The organism is Micromonospora sp. NPDC048999, from assembly GCF_040649295.1.
In the GTDB taxonomy this organism is placed as follows: domain Bacteria; phylum Actinomycetota; class Actinomycetes; order Mycobacteriales; family Micromonosporaceae; genus Micromonospora.
The window spans coordinates 97270-113661 of the sequence record NZ_JBEZFI010000008.1 but is presented as its reverse complement, the minus strand read 5'-3'; the positions used below and the strand labels follow the sequence as shown (position 1 = coordinate 113661).

The following is a 16392-nucleotide window of genomic DNA, read 5'->3' as shown; positions in this document are numbered from 1 at the left end:
TGGTGTGTCATGACGGCATCGAGCGAAGCGGAGCGCCGGCATGACCGATCAGGTCCGGCACCGCTTCGCCGCCGCCGTCAACGACCTGGAACTGGCCGAGTACCAGCGCGCCGTCCGGCTGGTGCTGCGCCACCCGCTGATCACGGCGACCTGGCCCGACGAGCGGGCGTTGCCGCGGGTACGGCGGTTCGCCGCGACCCTGCGGCGGGACCTGTCCGAGGCGTTCGGTTACCGGCTGGAGCTGCACGGCGGCACGGCCCGGCTGATCCGGGCCAAGGATCGGCTGGACCCCACCCAACCGGCGGTGTCGCGCACCGGCCGCTCCTTCGACCGCCAGCGGTACGCGTACCTGGCCCTGTGCCTGGCGGCGCTGGGCCGCGCCGGCATCCAGATCACCCTCAGCGAGCTGGCCGATTCGGTGGCCGCCGACGCGAACCGCGTCACCGGCCTGGGCCTGGACCCGGACCAGGGCGCGGACCGGCGGGCGTTCGTGGACGCCGTCGGCTGGCTGGAGGAGCGGGGCGCGTTGCGGGTGGCCGACGGGTCCAGCGCCGCCTGGGCCAGCGACCCCGGCGCGGGTGAGGCGCTGTACGACGTGGCCCGCGACGCGGTGTTCGCGCTGTTCCGGCCGACCCGGGTGCTGCAACACGTCGACTCGGTGGCGGCGCTGCTGGACCGGTCGGCGGCCCACAGCGGCAACGCCGAGCGTCGGCACGCCGCCCAGTTCGCCCGGCGGGCGGTGGTGGAGTCCCCGGTGGTCTACCTCGCCGACGTCGACCCGGCGGTCGCCAACCACCTGCGCGGCGCCCCGTTCGCCGCCGACCTGGCCCGGCTCACCGGGCTGCGGCTGGAACGGCGCGCCGAGGGCGTGCTGCTGGTGGACACCGCCGGGTTCACCACCGAGCGTTTCCCGGGCACCGGCTCGGTGGCGCAGGCAGCGGTGCTGCTCGCTGTGGAGATGGCCGACCGGGCTGGCGACCCGGACCGCCGCCGGGTCCGTCGGCTCGCCCCGCCCGACCCGCAGGCCCGGCACCACGCGCTGGTCGACCAGCTCGATTCCGGTCTGCCCACGGCCACGCTGGTGCTGCTCGACGACGCCGAGTTACCGCCGCCGCCCGGTGACGAACCGGACGACGCGGGCGGCGACGACCGCCTGCCGTTCGTCACCGACAGCTTCCTGCGCGACGCGGTCGGGGAGATCCTGCGCCGGTACGGGTCCGCGTTCGGCGCCCAGTGGCACGCCGACCCGGAGCGGCTACGCGGCGAGGCGGTGGCGCTGCTGGACCGCTTCGGCGCGGTCACCCGGGTGCCGGGCGGCGTCCTGGTCCGCCCGCTGGTGGCCCGCTACCGCAACACCGTGGCCGCGGTCCGGCAACGGGCCGCCGCCGAGACCCTCTTCTGACACCCGGGACGTTTCCGTGATCGAACAACGCGCCGTACGCCGCTTCGCGCCCACCCGGGCCGGGATCATCAACCTGTGGGACTACCGCGACGAGGAGTTCCTCTTCGTCGACGGGTGGCTGGTGCTGCGCGGGCCGAACGGCTCCGGCAAGACCAAGGCGCTGGAGGTCCTCTTCCCGTTCGTGCTCGACGGGCGGATCGAGCCGCGCCGGCTCAACCCGTTCGCCAGCGAGGACCGGACCATGAAGTCGAACCTGCTCTACCGCGGGCAGGAGACGGCTCACGCGTACGTGTGGATGGAGTTCGGGAACGGCGAGGAGTACGTGACGGTCGGCATCGGGCTGCGCGCCCACCGGCACGTGGACCGGGTGACCCGCTGGCACTTCGTCACCGACGGCCGGGTCGGCGTGGACTTCTCCCTGCTGGACGGCGACGACCGGCCGCTGACCCGGCGCGATCTCATCGACCGGCTGGGCGCCGACGCGGTGCGGGACTCCCCGGAGGACTACCGGCAGCTCGTCGACGCCCGCCTGTTCGGCCTCGGCCCGGCCCGCTACGAGCAGCTGCTCGACCTGGTGTTGACGCTGCGCAAGCCACAGCTCGCCAAGGACCTCAACCCGGTCGAACTGTCCCGCACCCTGCAGCGGGGCCTGCGCCCGATCGAGGACCACCTGCTCGTGGAGGCGGCTCGCTCGTTCGACGACATGGAGGCGGTCGCCCGTACCCTCGAAGGGCTGGCCGCGGCGGACGGCGCCACCGCCGCCTTCCTCACGGTCTACTCCACCTACCTGCGTACCCACGCCCGCGCGGCGGCCGATCTGCTGACCGCGCGCCGCGCCGCCGTCGCCGACCGGTCCGCGGCGCTCGGCGAGGCACGCCGGGAGGCCACGGCGGCGGCCGAGGCGGAGAGCGGATCCACCGGGCGCCTGCGGGCGGTGGAGGGCGAGCCGGGTCGGCTGCGCGCGCACCTGGACAGCCTGAAGAGTTCGGCGGCATATCAGTCCCACGAGCAGCTCGCCGACCTGGAACGGCATGTGCACGACCTGGCCGAGGAGGCCGAGCGGGCCCGCCGGTCCGTCACCGTCGAGCAGGACGCGGCCGGACGGCGGCGCGGCGAGTGGGAGCGGGCCGTCCTGGCGACCCGGGACGCGCGGGCCGGCGCGGAGCGCCTCGCCGCCGAGTTGCTGCTCGACGCCGAGACCGCCGGGATCGCCTGGACCGCCGCCGACGGCGTTCCGGAAGGGCTCTCCGCGCGGCTCGCCGCCCGGGCGGGGGCCCGCCGCGACGACGTGCGCGCCGTGCGTGCGCAGGCGACCCGGCACGGACAGGCCGAACGCGACCATGGCCGGGCGGCCGCCGACGCCGCCAGCGCGGCCGACGCGCTCACCGAGGCCGAGCAGGCCGAGCAGCGCGCCGAGCGGGCCCTGACGGACGTTCGCGGGCAGGTGCGCGCCGCCGTCGACCGGTGGGCGCAGGACCACGCCGGCCTGCTGCCCGACCTCGACCGCCCGGACCTGCCGGCCCTGCTGGGCGCCGCCGTCGACGCCGCCGGCGAGCCCGGCGCGCCGACCCCACGGGAGGTGTACGCGGACGCCACCGCCCCGGCCGTCGCACGGCACCGCGACCGGCTCGCGGAGTTGACCGCGCACCGCACGGCGCTGGCCGGCCGGGTGGCCGAGCTGGCGGCGGAACGGGACCGGATCGCCGCCGAACACGACGACGCGCCGCCGACCCCGGTGACCCGTCCCGCTCCGCGCGCCGGCCGGCCCGGCGCACCCCTGTGGCGGCTGGTCCGCTTCGCCGACGAGGTGCCCGACGCGACCGCCGCGGCCATCGAGGCGGCCCTGCACGCGGCCGGTCTCCTGGACGCCTGGCTGCACCCCGACCCGGACCTCGCGGCGGACGCGGTGGCCGGCGAGGGGTTGGACGGCTACCTGCTGCCCCTGCGGCCACAGCGGCGTCCCGCCGGCGCGACGCTCGCCGACATGCTGGTCGCCGAGGAACAGGACGAGGTGCCCGCCGAACGGATCCGCGAGCTGCTGGCCTCGGTGGCGTTGGCGGACGTGGTCGACCCGCAGGACGCGGCGGCGGTCACCGTCGGCGTCGACGGCCGGTACGCCCAGGGCATCGGCGTCGGCCGGTTCGCCAAGCCCCGCTGCGAGTACATCGGCGCGACCGCCCGGGCGGCCCGGCGCGCCGCCCGGCTCGCCGACTGCGACCGGCAGCGCGCCGCGCTCGACGCGGAGCTGCGCACCCTCGACGAGGAGCGGTCGGCGATCGAGCGGCTGCTGGCCGCCGTGTCGGCTGCCGCCGGTCAGCTGCCACCGCTCACAGTGATCCACACCGCGCTGCGGGAGGTGGAGCGGGCGGCGGTCACGCTGCGCAACCGGCAGGAGTCCGCGGCCGCGGCGAACGCCCGCCTGGACCAGGCCCTGGCCGAACGGGCCGTGGCCGCCGCGGCGCTGCACCGGGTCATCGCGGAGCGGTCCCTGCCGCTGGAGCGCCTGGAGGCCACCGCCGACGCCGTCGACCGGTTCGAGAAGCGCGGCGTACGCCTGGATGCCGCCCATCCGGCCGCCAGGCGCGCCGCCGAGCAGGAGGAGCAGGCGCAGCAGCGCCACGACGAGGCCGTCGACCGGCTCACCGCCGCCGAGGACGCGGCCCGTGCGGCGGCCGAGCGGCACCGGGAGAAGGCCGAGGCGTACCGGACGCTTCGGGCCAGCGTCGGCGCCGAGGCGGAACGTGTGCTGGCCGACGTGGCGCGTACCGCCGACGAGATCATCGAAGCGGAGGCCGCCGTCGAGCGGGTCCGCACCGAACTGAGCGTCGCCCAGCAGCGGCGGGCCGCCGCGGTCACCCGGGTGGAGTTGAGCGAGCAGGCCGTCGCCGCCGCGGTGGCCGAGGCGCACCACGACGCGTTGCGGCTGCGCCCGTACGCCCGGGCGGACCTGCTCGGGCTGCTGCGCTGCCCGACAGACCTGCGGTGGCCGGCCCGGGTGACGGGCGACGGCCCCGGCGCGGAGCTGGATCCGCAGGTGGCCGCCCTGCACGAGGCGATCCTCGCCGCCACCAGGGAGCTCAGCCCGACCGAGACCTCGCTCAAGCAGAGCGCCACCCGGCTCACCACCGCGCTGACCGAACTGCAGGCGCAGCTGCCGGCGGCCGGGCTGGACCAGCGCCCCGAGTGGGACACCGATGACGGGGTCATCATCGTCCGGGTCGCCGACGAGCAGGGCCTCACCCCGGTGGCGCACTTCGCCGACCGGATCGCCCGCGAGCGACGCGATCAGGAGCAGCTGCTCACCGACGCCGAGCAGCGGGTGCTGGAGGACGCGCTGCTGGGCCAGCTCGCCCGGCAGATCCATCACCGCACCATCGAGGCTCGCGACCTGGTTGAGGCGATGGACACCCAGATGCGGGCCCGCCGGATGTCCTCCGGGCTGACCGTCGGCGTCGGGTGGCGGCTCGCCGACGACCTCGACGCCGAGCAGCGGGAGGTGTGCAAGCTGCTGGAACGCGACCCGGCCCGGCTGGGACCGGCGCAGCTGACCGCCATGCGCCGGCACTTCGCCGCCCGGATCAAGGCGGCTCGCGCGATGCACCCCGAGCGCCCCTACCGGGAGCTGCTGGGGGAGGTGCTCGACTACCGGCAGTGGCGGGCGTTCGCGTTCACCCTGCACCCACCGGGTGGCGGCACCGAGGCGTTGACCAGGGCCCGGCACAGCCAGCTCTCCGGCGGCGAGCAGTCCGTGTCGCTGCACCTGCCGCTGTTCGCCGCCGCGAACGCGCTGTTCGGCTCGGCCCGGCCGGACGCGCCCCGCCTCCTCGGCCTGGACGAGGCGTTCGCGGGGGTGGACGACACCGGCCGGGGCGAGCTGATGGCGCTGGCGAAGCAGTTCGACCTGGACCTGTTCATGACCGGATACGACCTGTGGGCCACCCATCCGACGGTCCGCGGCGCGGCTCACTACGACCTGTCCCACTCCACGGTCGAGCACACGGTGTCCACCTTGCTGCTGGTGTGGGACGGATCGGTCAACGTCGCCGACTTCGACGGGACGCTGGCCCGCGCGCTCGGCTCGCCGGAGACCCGCCGCGCGCCGGGCATCGCCGACCAGATCGACCCGTCCGAACTCGTCCTCGACCTCGCCGACCAATGAGCGCGGGCCTGCGGCTGTCCGACGACCCGGGGTGGCGGCGGCTGCTGGCCGCCGCCCGGCGCAGTCTTGAGCGCACCGGCGGGCGGCTCGACGTCGCCGTGACCCTGACGTCCCCGAGCGACGACGAACGAGTGGTGATCATCGGGATCAGCGGCGCCCACCGGTCCGCGGGGTCGGCGCGGCTCAGCGTGCGTCTCAGCGACGTGGACGATCATCTTCGCGCGGTCCACGGGGTAGACCTGCGCGACCTGCTCTCCGCAGTGGTCCCCCTGCGCAACCGGCCCGCCGAGGCGGCGCGCGAGGCCGAGGCGCGAGCTGCCCTGCTCACCCTCGCTCAAGCCAGCCGGCACGCCACCGCCGGCTGGTACGGCGACTGGCTCGACGCCCTGCGCCACGACGGCACCCTCACCCGCGCCGTCAGAGCCGGCCTTCCGTTCCCGGACGTGCTGCGCGTACTCGACGCCTTGCCCGCACCGGACGAGCCCATCCCGGTCTTTGCCGACCGGGTGCTCGACGACACGAAGGCCCTGGCCGAGGGCCCGCTGCGGGGCCTCGTGCTGCGGGCCCTCGCTGCCTGGCAGCAGCTGCCGGTTCCCACCGGAGGGGAGCCCGAGCGGGCCCTGTGGGAGTCCGTCGGGCTGGTCCCCGACGACCTCGCCAGTCAGGTGCTGGTGCTCAACGTGCCCGCCGCCGGCGGCCTGCTCGGACGGTGGTTGACCGAGGCCGCGGAGGCGGGCGTGCCGGTGCGGGTCACCCTGCACCAGCTTCGCCTCGCCCCGCTCGCCCTGGCCTGCGACGAGATCTTCGTCTGCGAGAACCCGGCGGTGCTACGGGCGGCCACCGCCGCGCTCGGCGCGCAGGCCCCGCCGCTGATCTGCGCCGAGGGCGTGCCGTCGGTGGCGGTGCACACCCTGCTGCGCGCGGCGCGGGGTGCCGCGATCCGGTGGCGCAACGACCTGGACTGGACCGGCGTACGACTGACCGCCGCGGCCCTCGCGCGTTACCCGACGGCGCTTCCCTGGCGGATGTCCACGACCGAGTACGAGACCGCCGCGGTGTCGGGCCCCACCCTCGTCGGCGTTCCCGCCCCGACGCCCTGGGACCCGGCGCTGGTCAACGCGATGCGCCGTGCCGGGCGCGCGGTGATGGAGGAGCGGCTGATCGACCTGCTGCTGGACGATCTGCGCGAAGCGGGACGCCGCCCGCGTCGGTGATCGATCCTTGCGCGCCCTGCTGACCGGTGACCGCCTCGATCGGTCGGTACGCTGCCCTGATGATCAACCCAACGGCGCGGCCGGATCTCGCCGGTGACGTGGCGAAGCGCCGTTCCCCCGTACGCGCCGTTCGGCCTGATCGCCCCCGGAGAACGGGCGGTCCGGTGAGCCGGCGGCCGGTGCCGCCGCAGCGGTCTGCCCCGGTGGTGTCCGGGCCGCGGCCGTCGCGGGTGGCTCGTTGGTGTGCCGGCGTTGCGGAGTCGCATTGGTTCGAGGTGACGATTGTGGTCGTCATCGGTGTGAACGCGGTGATGCTCGGTGTCGAGACCTATCCGCATCCGGGGTCGCTCGGGGTGCTGCTGCGGGTGTTGGAGTGGTGTTTCCGTGCGGTGTTCGTGGTGGAGATCGTCATCCGGGTGTTGGCGCATGGTCGGCGGCCGCAGGACTTTTTCCGGGGTGGGTGGAACGTCTTCGATTTTGTGGTGATCGCGGCGGCGTTCATTCCGGGTCTGCACGGGGATACGGCGGCGTTGCGGGTGATCCGCATGGCGCGGGTGGTGCGGTTGGTGCGTTTCTCGCCGGGGTTGCGGACCATTGTGGCGGCTCTGTTGCGCAGTCTTCCGGGTGTTGGTGGGTTCCTCGCGCTGGCGTTGGTGACGTTGTACGTGTACGGCATGGTCGGGTGGCTGATCTTCGCCGAGACCTATCCGGACGACTACGGCACCATCGGCCAGAGTGTGGTGACCCTCTTCGTGTTGCTGTCCTTGAACACGCTGCCGGAGCTGGTCGAGCAGGGCATGGCGTTGTCGCCGTGGACCCTGGTCTATTACGTCAGCTATGTGTTGATCACGGTAAACCTGTTGCTGAACATCCTGATCGCGGTGGTCGTCAACTCGATGGAGGAGGCCCGGCGGCTGGAGATGACCGAGCGGATGGCGGTCGACGAGGACGGCGACGGTGTGCCGGATCATCTCGACCGGATCATGATCAGTCAGCGGCTGGACGACATGCGCACGATGCTGACGGAGTTGGAGCGGGACCTACGCATCGGCCGCGACGACGGAAATCCGACGCGGAGGACTTGAGCGCGATGACCGCCGCAGGCGCAGCGGCGGCGGGCTGACCTGCTAAAAGAGCCGACCGGCCCGGTGTGCCGAACACCGGCGTGATCGATTTCGTCCAATACCATGGGACTTATGGTCGCAACCTGGTGGCCGCGACGCCGTTCCCGGCGCTCCGAGGTGGCTGGCCTGCGCCGCGACGATCCCATCGGCGGGAGTGCCACCCGATGACGCACCCCCTCGCCGGCTTCTCCCGCCCCACCGCACGATGGCTGCGGGTGGTGTTCGGGGTCATCGGCCTGCTCTCCCTGGCGCTGGGCTACCTCGGCTTCCAGCAACTGCGGCTGGAGCAGCCGAACGCCATCCACGACGTGTACGACGTCCTCTACTACGACCTTCAACTCTTCGTGCTCAGCGCCGAGCCCTTCCAGCAGCGGGGCCCCTACCCGTGGCAGCTGGAGGTCGCCCGGTTCACCGCCCCGCTGTTCACCCTGATCGCCGTGGTCGAGGCCAGCCGGCTGCTGCTCGCCGCCGAGATCCGTCGCCTGCGCGCCCGGCGAGCCCGCAACCACGCCCTGGTCTGCGGCGACTCCCAGTTCGCCCACATGCTCGCCGACCGGCTCTTCGCCGACGGCGAACGCGTGGTCGTGGTGCGCTCCGAACCGTTCGGGCCACTGGAATTCCGCCAACGCCGCTACCTCGGCGTCATCGGCGACCCCACCCGCGCCGACGTGCTGCGCGGCGCGGGCCTGCCGCGGGCCCGCACCATCTACGCCTGCACCGGCGACGACGACCGCAACCACGCCATCGCCAACACGGCCAGTCACCTGGTTCACGACCGGCGGCCCGCACCCCGGGTCTACGTCCAGGTCCACGACCCGGAGATGTGCCTGTCCCTGCAGGCCCGGCGGCTCGGCGCCGCCGGATCCAGCCGACTACGACTGGACTACTTCCACGTCGACGACATCGCCGCCCGTGCGCTGCACCGCCACCACCCGCTGCGCCCCGCCCCGAGCCGACCGGCGAAGGTGCTCATCGCCGGCAACGGCACCTTCCGCCGCGCCCTGCTGGTGGAGACCGCCCGCCACTGGCGGGCACGCCCGGCCCGCGCGGGTCAGCCCGCCCCACCCCTGCACGTGGACCTCGTCGCCACCGACGCCACCACCGAGCTCGCCCTGGCCGCCTCCCGCTACCCGTTCCTGACCACCATCTGCCAGCTTTCCGCGTACGACGTGGACCTCGACGGCCTGGTCAGGCTGCCGCAACTGGCCGCCGGCGGCTACGACCGCATCTACCTCTGCCCACTCGACGAACGCACCGGCCTGCAGTTCGTGCTGGACACCCCCGCGCTCTGGCGGGCAGTGGCGAGCGCCGTCTTCATCCCGGTCTACCGGCAGGCGGCGCTCGCCGCCGCCTTCCACGGCGACTCCCGCCACGACCTGCTCGACGAGGTCCACGGCAAACTGCGTTTGTACCCGGTGCTGACCCGGGCCTGCGACGCCCGACTGATCGCCGAGGACCTCACCGAACGGCTGGCCGAGCAGATTCACGACCGCTACCTGCACGCCCAGCAGCGGGCCGGGGTACGCCCCGGCGACGCACCCGCGATGGTCGACTGGTCGCACCTGCCCGAGTCCCTGCGGCGGGCCAACCGCGCCCACGTCCAGGACATCGCCGCCAAGCTGCTGAACCTCGGCTGCGTCGTGGCGCCCCGGCACGGCAGCACCGGCGACGCCTCGGCCGCCGGGCGGGCCATCGACGACCGGGTCGACGAACTCGCCCAACTCGAGCACGAGCGCTGGTGCCGGGAACGTCAGGGGGAGGGCTGGACGTACGGCGAGCCCCGCGACGACGCCCGGCGGCAGCATCCCGCACTGCGACCCTGGCACGAGCTGACTCCCGAGGTTCAGGAGCAGAACCGCGAGGAGATCCGAGCGCTGCCCGACGTCCTGTCCGACAGCGGGTTCGAACTGATCCGGCTGGCGTCCGCCGTGCCCGGGCAGCGGAAAGGATCGGCCGATGACGCTGCCTGACCCCGCACCGCTGCGCGTCGGCATCACCGGGCACATCAACCTGACGCCCGACACCGAGCGGCTCATCGCCGACGCGCTCCGCGTCGAGCTACGCCGGATCAGCGACCGGCCGGTGCACGGCGTCACCTGCCTCGCGGCCGGGGCCGACCAGATCTTCGCCCGCGCGGTCCTGGCCACCGGCGGCACGTACGAGGTGATCCTGCCGGCCCCGGACTACCGGGCCGCGGCGATCGCGCAGGACCGCCGGGCCGCCTACGACGAGCTGCTCCAGCGGGCGACCCGGGTCATCCACATTGACCATAACCGCTCCGGTACCGCCGCCTACGTGGCCGCCAACCGGGAGTTGCTCCGCCGGATACAGCGCCTTGTGGCGGTCTGGGACGGCGAGCTCGGCTGCCACGCCGCATCGACGGACCGGACCGTCGACTGGGCGCGGCAGCGCGGCATCCCGACCACGATCCTGTGGCCCACCGGTGCCCGACGGATGCCCACCGTCTGAGGCATCACGCGCCACCGACTCTGGGCCGTCGGTGGTGGGTCAGCCGGAGCCCGACACCGCGTACGGCGTCGATGGTGACGCCGGTGCCGAGGTCGGCGAGCTTGCGCCGCAGCCGTTTCACCAGGGACTGCACGTCCGCCCTGCGCTGCAGCCGCTCGTCGTGCCAGACCGAACGGTGCAGCTCGGCGTAGCTCCACACCCGGACCGGCTCGGTGGTCAGGCAGGTCAGCAGGTCATGCTCGAGCCGGGTGAGATCGACCTGACGGTCCCCGCAGCGGGCGGTGGACCGGACCGAGTCGATCAGCAACGTGTCGTCGACCGCCGCGGCCACGGCGGCGGGTGCCCGGCCGGGCGGCTCCGCCGTACGTTGCTGCGGGACCGCGATCAGCCTGCGCAGCTCATCGAAATCAGCCACCAGCAGCAGCGGTGCGACACCGTCGAGGAGTTCCGCCAGCCGGATCCGCTCGGCCGGCGACGGTGTCACGGCGATCAACAGTGGAAACAGGTCCTCGGCCACAGCCCTCCACCCCGAAACGACGGGCAGTTTCTGCCCAGCTTCGTCTTGGTCGTGACCATAATTGTCAAAGCCGCCCGCAACTAGGCAACCGTTAGTTACAAGTTGCTTACGTCGCGTTCTTGATCGTCCTTTTGCCTCGATCATAGTGTCCAACCGGGCAGCCGGCGTGACCCGCACGGCGGCCCGGGGGGTGCGGGGGTCTGTTCGTTCCGGTGTGATCCTGACGGAAGGGATCTCCTGAACCCTTCGGCATGGCTCGATTAACCGCGGGTCGTACTGGAGGAGGCAGCAGCGATGCTGAGACGTCCACACCCGAGGCAGATCGCCAGACCCCTGCTGAGTGCAGGAGCGGCTCTGGCCCTCGTCGCGACAGCCCTGGTCGCCACCGGCACCGGCGCGCAGGCCGGAACGGGCATCGGCGCGGTGTCCCCGTCGGACAAGATCCGCCCGGATCTCGCGCAGCAACTGCAGGGCAAGAGCGAGGGTGACTTCTGGATCCACTTCAAGGACAAGGCGGACCTGAGCAAAGCCAGCGCGATCAAGGACTGGAACGAGCGGGGCACCGCGGTCGCGGAAGCGTTGCAGCAGACCGCCGCGAAGAGCCAGGCCGCCATCCGGGCTGAGCTGAACAGCTCGGGCGTCAAGTACCAGACCTTCTGGGCGACCAACGCCATCAAGGTCAGCGGCGGCTCGTCGATGATGGTGCAGAACTTCGCCACCCACGCCGAGGTCGAGGGCCTCTACGCCCCGATCGAGTACAAGGTGCCCGAGACGACGAAGGGCACCGACGAGAAGACGGTGAACGCCGTCGAGTGGGGCGTCGCGAACATCAAGGCCGACCAGGTCTGGTCCCAGTACGGCGTCAAGGGTGCCGGCATCACGGTGGCGAACATCGACACCGGGGTCCAGTTCGACCACCCGGCGCTGGTGAACTCCTACCGCGGCAACAACGGCGACGGCACGTTCAACCACAACTACAACTGGTACAACGCCGCCGGGACCTGCGCCACCCCCTGCGACAACAACGGCCACGGCACGCACACGATGGGCACGATGGCCGGCTCCGCCGGGGCCAACCAGATCGGTGTCGCCCCCGAGGTCAAGTGGATCGCCGCGAACGGCTGCTGCCCCACCGACGCCGCGCTGATCAACTCCGGCCAGTGGATGCTCCAGCCCCGGGACCTCAACGGCCAGAACCCGGACGCCAGCAAGCGGCCGAACATCATCAACAACTCGTGGGGAACGGAGCTGCCCTCCAACGACCCGTTCATGGAGGACGTGACCGACGCGTGGGCCGCCTCGGGCATCTTCGGGTCCTGGTCCAACGGCAACAACGGTCCGGGCTGCCAGACCAGCGGCTCGCCGGGCAGCCGGACCAGCAACTACTCCGCCGGTGCCTACGACGTCAACAACACCATCGCCAGCTTCTCCTCCCGCGGCGCCGGGCAGGGCGGCACGATCAAGCCGAACATCTCGGCGCCCGGGGTCAACGTCCGGTCGAGCTTGCCGGGCAGCGCCTACGGCAGCGCCAGCGGCACCTCGATGGCCTCGCCGCACCTCGCGGGCGCGATCGCGCTGCTGTGGTCGGCGGCGCCGACGCTGGTCGGTGACATCACCCGGACCCGCGCACTGCTGAACTCCACGGCTATCGACACGGCCGGAAGCCAGTGTGGCGGCACCGCGGCGAACAACAACGTCTACGGCGAGGGCCGGCTGGACGTCCTCGCGCTGCTCAACGCCGCCCCGATCGGCGACACCGGCACCCTGGCCGGCACGGTCACCGACGCGGGCACCGGCGCGGCGATCCCGGGCGCCACCGTCGCCCTGACCGGTGCGGCCAGCCGCGATCTGACCACCGGCAGCGACGGCAAGTACTCGTCGACCCTGCCGGCCGGTGACTACCAGGTCGCGGTGTCGGCGTTCGGCTACCAGAGCAAGACGGTGTCGGCGACGATCACCAAGAACGCGACCACGACGACCAACGTCGCGTTGGCGATGGTGCCGAGCGTGACTGTCAGCGGAACGGTCACCGACGGCTCCGGACACGGTTGGCCGCTCTACGCGAGGGTCAGCGTCACGGGCCCCTCGGGCGTCTCGACCTACACCAAGCCCAACAACGGCCGCTACAGCTTCACGCTCCCGGCCGGGGCGACCTACAGCATCAAGGTCGAGTCGCAGTACCCCGGCTACCAGACGGTGACCAAGGACGTCGTGGTCGGCTCCAAGAACGTCACCCACAACGTGGCCGTGCCGGTGGCCGCCAACTCCTGCACCACGGCGCCCGGCTACCGCAACGGCTCCGACGGGGTGTACGAGACCTTCGACGGCACCACCAGACCGGCCGGCTGGTCCATCGTGGACAACATCGGCAACGGCCAGGGGTGGCAGTTCAACGACCCCGGCCTCCGGGGCAACCTGACCGGCGGCACCGGCAACTTCGCGATCCTCGACAGCGACAAGTACGGCAGCGGCAACCGGCAGGACAGCTCGCTGGTCAGCCCGATCGTCGACCTGACCAACGTCGCCGCGCCGGTGATCCGGTTCAACCAGGACTTCCGCCAGCTGAGCTCCAACAAGGCGGATGTCGACCTGAGCCTCGACGGCGGCGCCACCTGGACCAACGTGCTGCGGCAGACGGCCGACGCCCGTGGTCCGCGGGCGACGGAGGTCAAGATCCCGCAGGCTGCGGGCAAGTCCCAGGCGCGGGTTCGGTTCCACTTCTACGACGCCCAGTGGGTGTGGTGGTGGCAGATCGACAACGTGCTGATCGGCAGCCAGGTCCTCTGCGAGCCGATCGACGGTGGCCTGGTGTTCGGCCAGGTGCAGGACAAGAACGACGACAGATATCTCAACGGCGCCACCGTCACCAGCGACGACCGGCCGGCGGAGCAGGCCACCACCGTGGCCAAGCCGGACGATCCCGCTCTGCCCAACGGCTTCTTCTGGATGTTCTCGTCGCTGACCGGCTCGCACAGCTTCACCGCGAAGGCCGGCAAGTACGTCAGCCAGAGCAAGCAGGTCGACGTCGAGACTGACTGGGCGACGTCGGTGAACTTCAAGCTCGGGGCCGGCCAGCTGTCGATCACCCCGGCCGAGGTCGTCGGCACCGCGCAGATGCCCACCGGCAAGGTCAATTCGAAGTTCACGGTGACCAACACCGGTGGCGCCCCGGTCGACGTCGAGTTCAGCAAGCGGGACGGCGGCTTCGTGCTCGAGCGGGCCGACGGCACCCAGCTGAGCAAGCAGCAGGTGCTCGCGTCCAGCGGCGCACCGGAGCAGCGGCTCACCGCTTCCACGTCGTTCGCCGCGCAGACGTCCGGCATGGGGACCACGGCGACACCCGCCGCGGTCGGCCCGCACGCCGCGCCGTGGACCACCATCGCCAACTACCCGGCGAAGGTGATGGACAACCGGGTGGTGAACCTCGACGGCAAGATCTATTCGATCGCCGGCAGCGACGGGTCGTCCTCCACCGCGAAGAACTACGCCTACGACCCGATCGCGCAGAACTGGGCGCCGATCGCCGATCTCCCCGGCGCGCGCAACGCCATGACGGTGGGCGTCGTGGACGGGAAGATCATCGCGACCGGCGGCTGGGGAGCGTCCGGGCCGGACGGCACCACCTGGTCGTACGACCCGGCGGCCAACAGCTGGACGAAGAAGGCCAACAACCCCGCGGCGCGCTCCGCCGCCGGGCAGGCGGTGGTCGGCGGCAAGCTGTACGCCGTCGGCGGCTGCACGACCTCGTCCTGCACCCCGATGTCCAACTCGGTCGTCCGGTACGACCCGGGCGGCGACGCCTGGGAGACGTTGCCCAACTACCCGAAGTCGGTGGCGTTCCTGTCCTGTGGCGGGATCGACGGCGTCGTCTACTGCACCGGTGGTAACGACGGTTCCGCCGCGCTGAAGGCCAGCTACGCCTTCGACCCGGGCACCAACGCCTGGACGGCGATCGCCGACGCGCCGGTCGACAGCTGGGCCAGCTCGTTCGCCGTGGCGAGCGGCAAGCTCATGGTCGTCGGTGGCTCGCAGGGTGGCGCCATCACCAACGCCGGCTTCGCCTACGACCCGGCCACCAAGGCGTGGTCCAACCTGCCGAACGCCAACACGGCCCGCTACCGCGGTGCCGCGGCGTGCGGCTTCTACAAGATCGGCGGTTCGTCGGGCAGCTTCGACGCCACCTCCGACAACGAGGTGCTGCCCGGGTTCGAGGGATGCAGCGAGGCCGCGGCGGACGTCAGCTGGATGACGATCGACAAGACGGCGGTCACGCTGGCGCCGGGCGCCAAGGTGACGGTCACCGTCGGGATGACGGCGAACGTCGACCAGCCGGGCACCTACACCGCTTCGGTCGCGATCAAGCAGAACACCCCGTACCAGGTGCAGCCGGTGCCGGTGACGATGATCGCGAGCGCGCCGAAGACCTGGGGCAAGCTGATGGGTACGGTCACCGGGACGAGTTGCCAGGGCGCGAAGGCGCCGATTTCCGGGGCGATCGTCCAGGTGGACACGTGGGCGATGTCGTTCACGTTCACCACCGAAGCCGATGGCGGGTACGCCTACTGGATGGACAAGCGGAACAACCCGCTGACGTTGATCGTCGCCAAGGACGGCTGGAAGCCCCAGACCCGTACGACGAAGATCAACAACAGTGCGCCGACGGTGGAGGACTTCGCGCTGTCTCCCATCCGTTGCTGACAACCTGACCGGTAGTTGAAAGGTTCGGCCCGCCTGGTCATCGACCAGGCGGGCCGAACCCGTTTGGTGGCCTCGTCGGCCCGGCGGCTCTGCCCTCAGGGAGCGGCGATGGTCAGGAGGTGGCCAGGCGGAAACCGACCCCACGGACCGCGTGGATCGTCGTCGTGGCGTTCAGCCAGGCGAGCTTGCGCCGTACCCGGCGCACCACCGAGTGCATGTCGGAGCCCCGGCCGAGGTGCATGTTGCCCCAGACCTTCAGGTGCAACCGCTCGTAGGTCCACACCTGCCCGGGCGTGCCGACCAGGCAGCGCAGGAAGTCATGCTCCAGCGGGGTCAGTTCGATCTCGCGGTCCCGCCAGCGCAGCACCCGGCGGTCAGAGTCGACGCTCAGGCCGGAGTGCGGTGGCGCGTCGACGTCCTCCACGGGCTCGGCGATCGCCGTTTCGGTGACCGCGGCTTCGGTGGGCGGTGACGCCGTGGTGCGGGGCGTCTGGGGCACGCCGAGGAACTCGCGCGCCTGGCTGACGCTCGAGACGATCAGGAAGGCCGCGTTCCCCGCGAGCAGTTGGGCGAGCTGCCGGCGTTCGTCCGGCGAGGACGCGATGCCGATGACCAGAGACGCGGTCGGAATCCCCCTCATCCTGGGCCCTTCTTATTCCACTCGTGCCAGGGTCATTCTCCGGAATGGCCGATCATCCGGCGAGCATGGCGAATCTGGTGGGAATAGCCGATTTGATATGTTGTGAGGCGTTTCTTCCGGCGGGTGCATAACTGCTTCCTGCAAATTGATACACTACTGTATATCGATG

General features: G+C 72.0%; 9 protein-coding genes. 7 read left to right on the top strand and 2 right to left on the bottom strand.

Annotated elements, in window-relative coordinates:
- Nucleotides 1–40: 40 nt before the first annotated feature.
- The 6 genes from AB0C02_RS13060 to AB0C02_RS13035 all read left to right on the top strand — a co-directional run bounded on the left by AB0C02_RS13060 (nucleotide 41) and on the right by AB0C02_RS13035 (nucleotide 10368).
- A complete protein-coding gene (locus tag AB0C02_RS13060) occupies nucleotides 41–1402 on the top strand; it encodes a TIGR02678 family protein (RefSeq protein WP_357547514.1) in 1362 nt (453 codons plus the stop codon).
- 16 nt (nucleotides 1403–1418) lie between these two features.
- Complete coding sequence (locus AB0C02_RS13055; protein ID WP_357547510.1) at nucleotides 1419–5561, top strand: TIGR02680 family protein; 4143 nt, start codon at nucleotides 1419–1421, stop codon at nucleotides 5559–5561.
- Complete coding sequence (locus tag AB0C02_RS13050) at nucleotides 5558–6775, top strand: TIGR02679 domain-containing protein (protein WP_357547505.1); 1218 nt, start codon at nucleotides 5558–5560, stop codon at nucleotides 6773–6775. Before AB0C02_RS13055 ends, AB0C02_RS13050 begins: the two co-directional genes overlap by 4 nt.
- 179 nt (nucleotides 6776–6954) lie before the next feature.
- Entirely contained in the window at nucleotides 6955–7860 is a 906-nt protein-coding gene (locus tag AB0C02_RS13045; protein ID WP_357547498.1) for an ion transporter, read from the top strand.
- A gap of 203 nt (nucleotides 7861–8063) precedes the next feature.
- Nucleotides 8064–9869, top strand: coding sequence for a RyR domain-containing protein (locus AB0C02_RS13040; protein WP_357547492.1), 1806 nt, complete (start codon nucleotides 8064–8066; stop codon nucleotides 9867–9869).
- Nucleotides 9856–10368 carry a hypothetical protein gene (locus AB0C02_RS13035; protein ID WP_357547487.1) on the top strand — a complete coding sequence of 171 codons (513 nt, stop codon included), beginning with the start codon at nucleotides 9856–9858 and terminating at the stop codon, nucleotides 10366–10368. The genes AB0C02_RS13040 and AB0C02_RS13035 overlap by 14 nt, the downstream gene beginning before the upstream one ends.
- Nucleotides 10369–10372: 4 nt before the next feature.
- Here AB0C02_RS13035 and AB0C02_RS13030 read toward each other — a convergent pair whose 3' ends face one another.
- Nucleotides 10373–10885 (bottom strand): winged helix-turn-helix domain-containing protein, encoded by a 513-nt coding sequence (locus AB0C02_RS13030; protein WP_357547483.1) that lies wholly within the window; start codon nucleotides 10883–10885, stop codon nucleotides 10373–10375.
- Nucleotides 10886–11179: 294 nt separating this feature from the next.
- On the opposite strand from AB0C02_RS13030, the gene AB0C02_RS13025 reads away from it, so the two are divergent.
- Nucleotides 11180–15583 carry a S8 family serine peptidase gene (locus tag AB0C02_RS13025; protein ID WP_357547478.1) on the top strand — a complete coding sequence of 1468 codons (4404 nt, stop codon included), beginning with the start codon at nucleotides 11180–11182 and terminating at the stop codon, nucleotides 15581–15583.
- A gap of 112 nt (nucleotides 15584–15695) precedes the next feature.
- Here the strand turns inward: AB0C02_RS13025 and AB0C02_RS13020 are convergent, their stop codons facing one another.
- Complete coding sequence (locus tag AB0C02_RS13020; RefSeq protein WP_357547471.1) at nucleotides 15696–16223, bottom strand: winged helix-turn-helix domain-containing protein; 528 nt, start codon at nucleotides 16221–16223, stop codon at nucleotides 15696–15698.
- Between the last annotated feature and the right edge of the window lie 169 nt (nucleotides 16224–16392).

Excerpts from the sequence above, each read along its gene's own strand:
- AB0C02_RS13060 (WP_357547514.1), top strand. The coding sequence starts at position 41 with ATGACCGATCAGGTCCGGCACCGCTTCGCCGCCGCCGTCAACGACCTG.
- AB0C02_RS13050 (WP_357547505.1), top strand. The coding sequence starts at position 5,558 with ATGAGCGCGGGCCTGCGGCTGTCCGACGACCCGGGGTGGCGGCGGCTG.
- AB0C02_RS13040 (WP_357547492.1), top strand. The coding sequence starts at position 8,064 with ATGACGCACCCCCTCGCCGGCTTCTCCCGCCCCACCGCACGATGGCTG.
- AB0C02_RS13035 (WP_357547487.1), top strand. The coding sequence starts at position 9,856 with ATGACGCTGCCTGACCCCGCACCGCTGCGCGTCGGCATCACCGGGCAC.
- AB0C02_RS13025 (WP_357547478.1), top strand. The coding sequence starts at position 11,180 with ATGCTGAGACGTCCACACCCGAGGCAGATCGCCAGACCCCTGCTGAGT.
- AB0C02_RS13020 (WP_357547471.1), bottom strand. The coding sequence starts at position 16,223 with ATGAGGGGGATTCCGACCGCGTCTCTGGTCATCGGCATCGCGTCCTCG.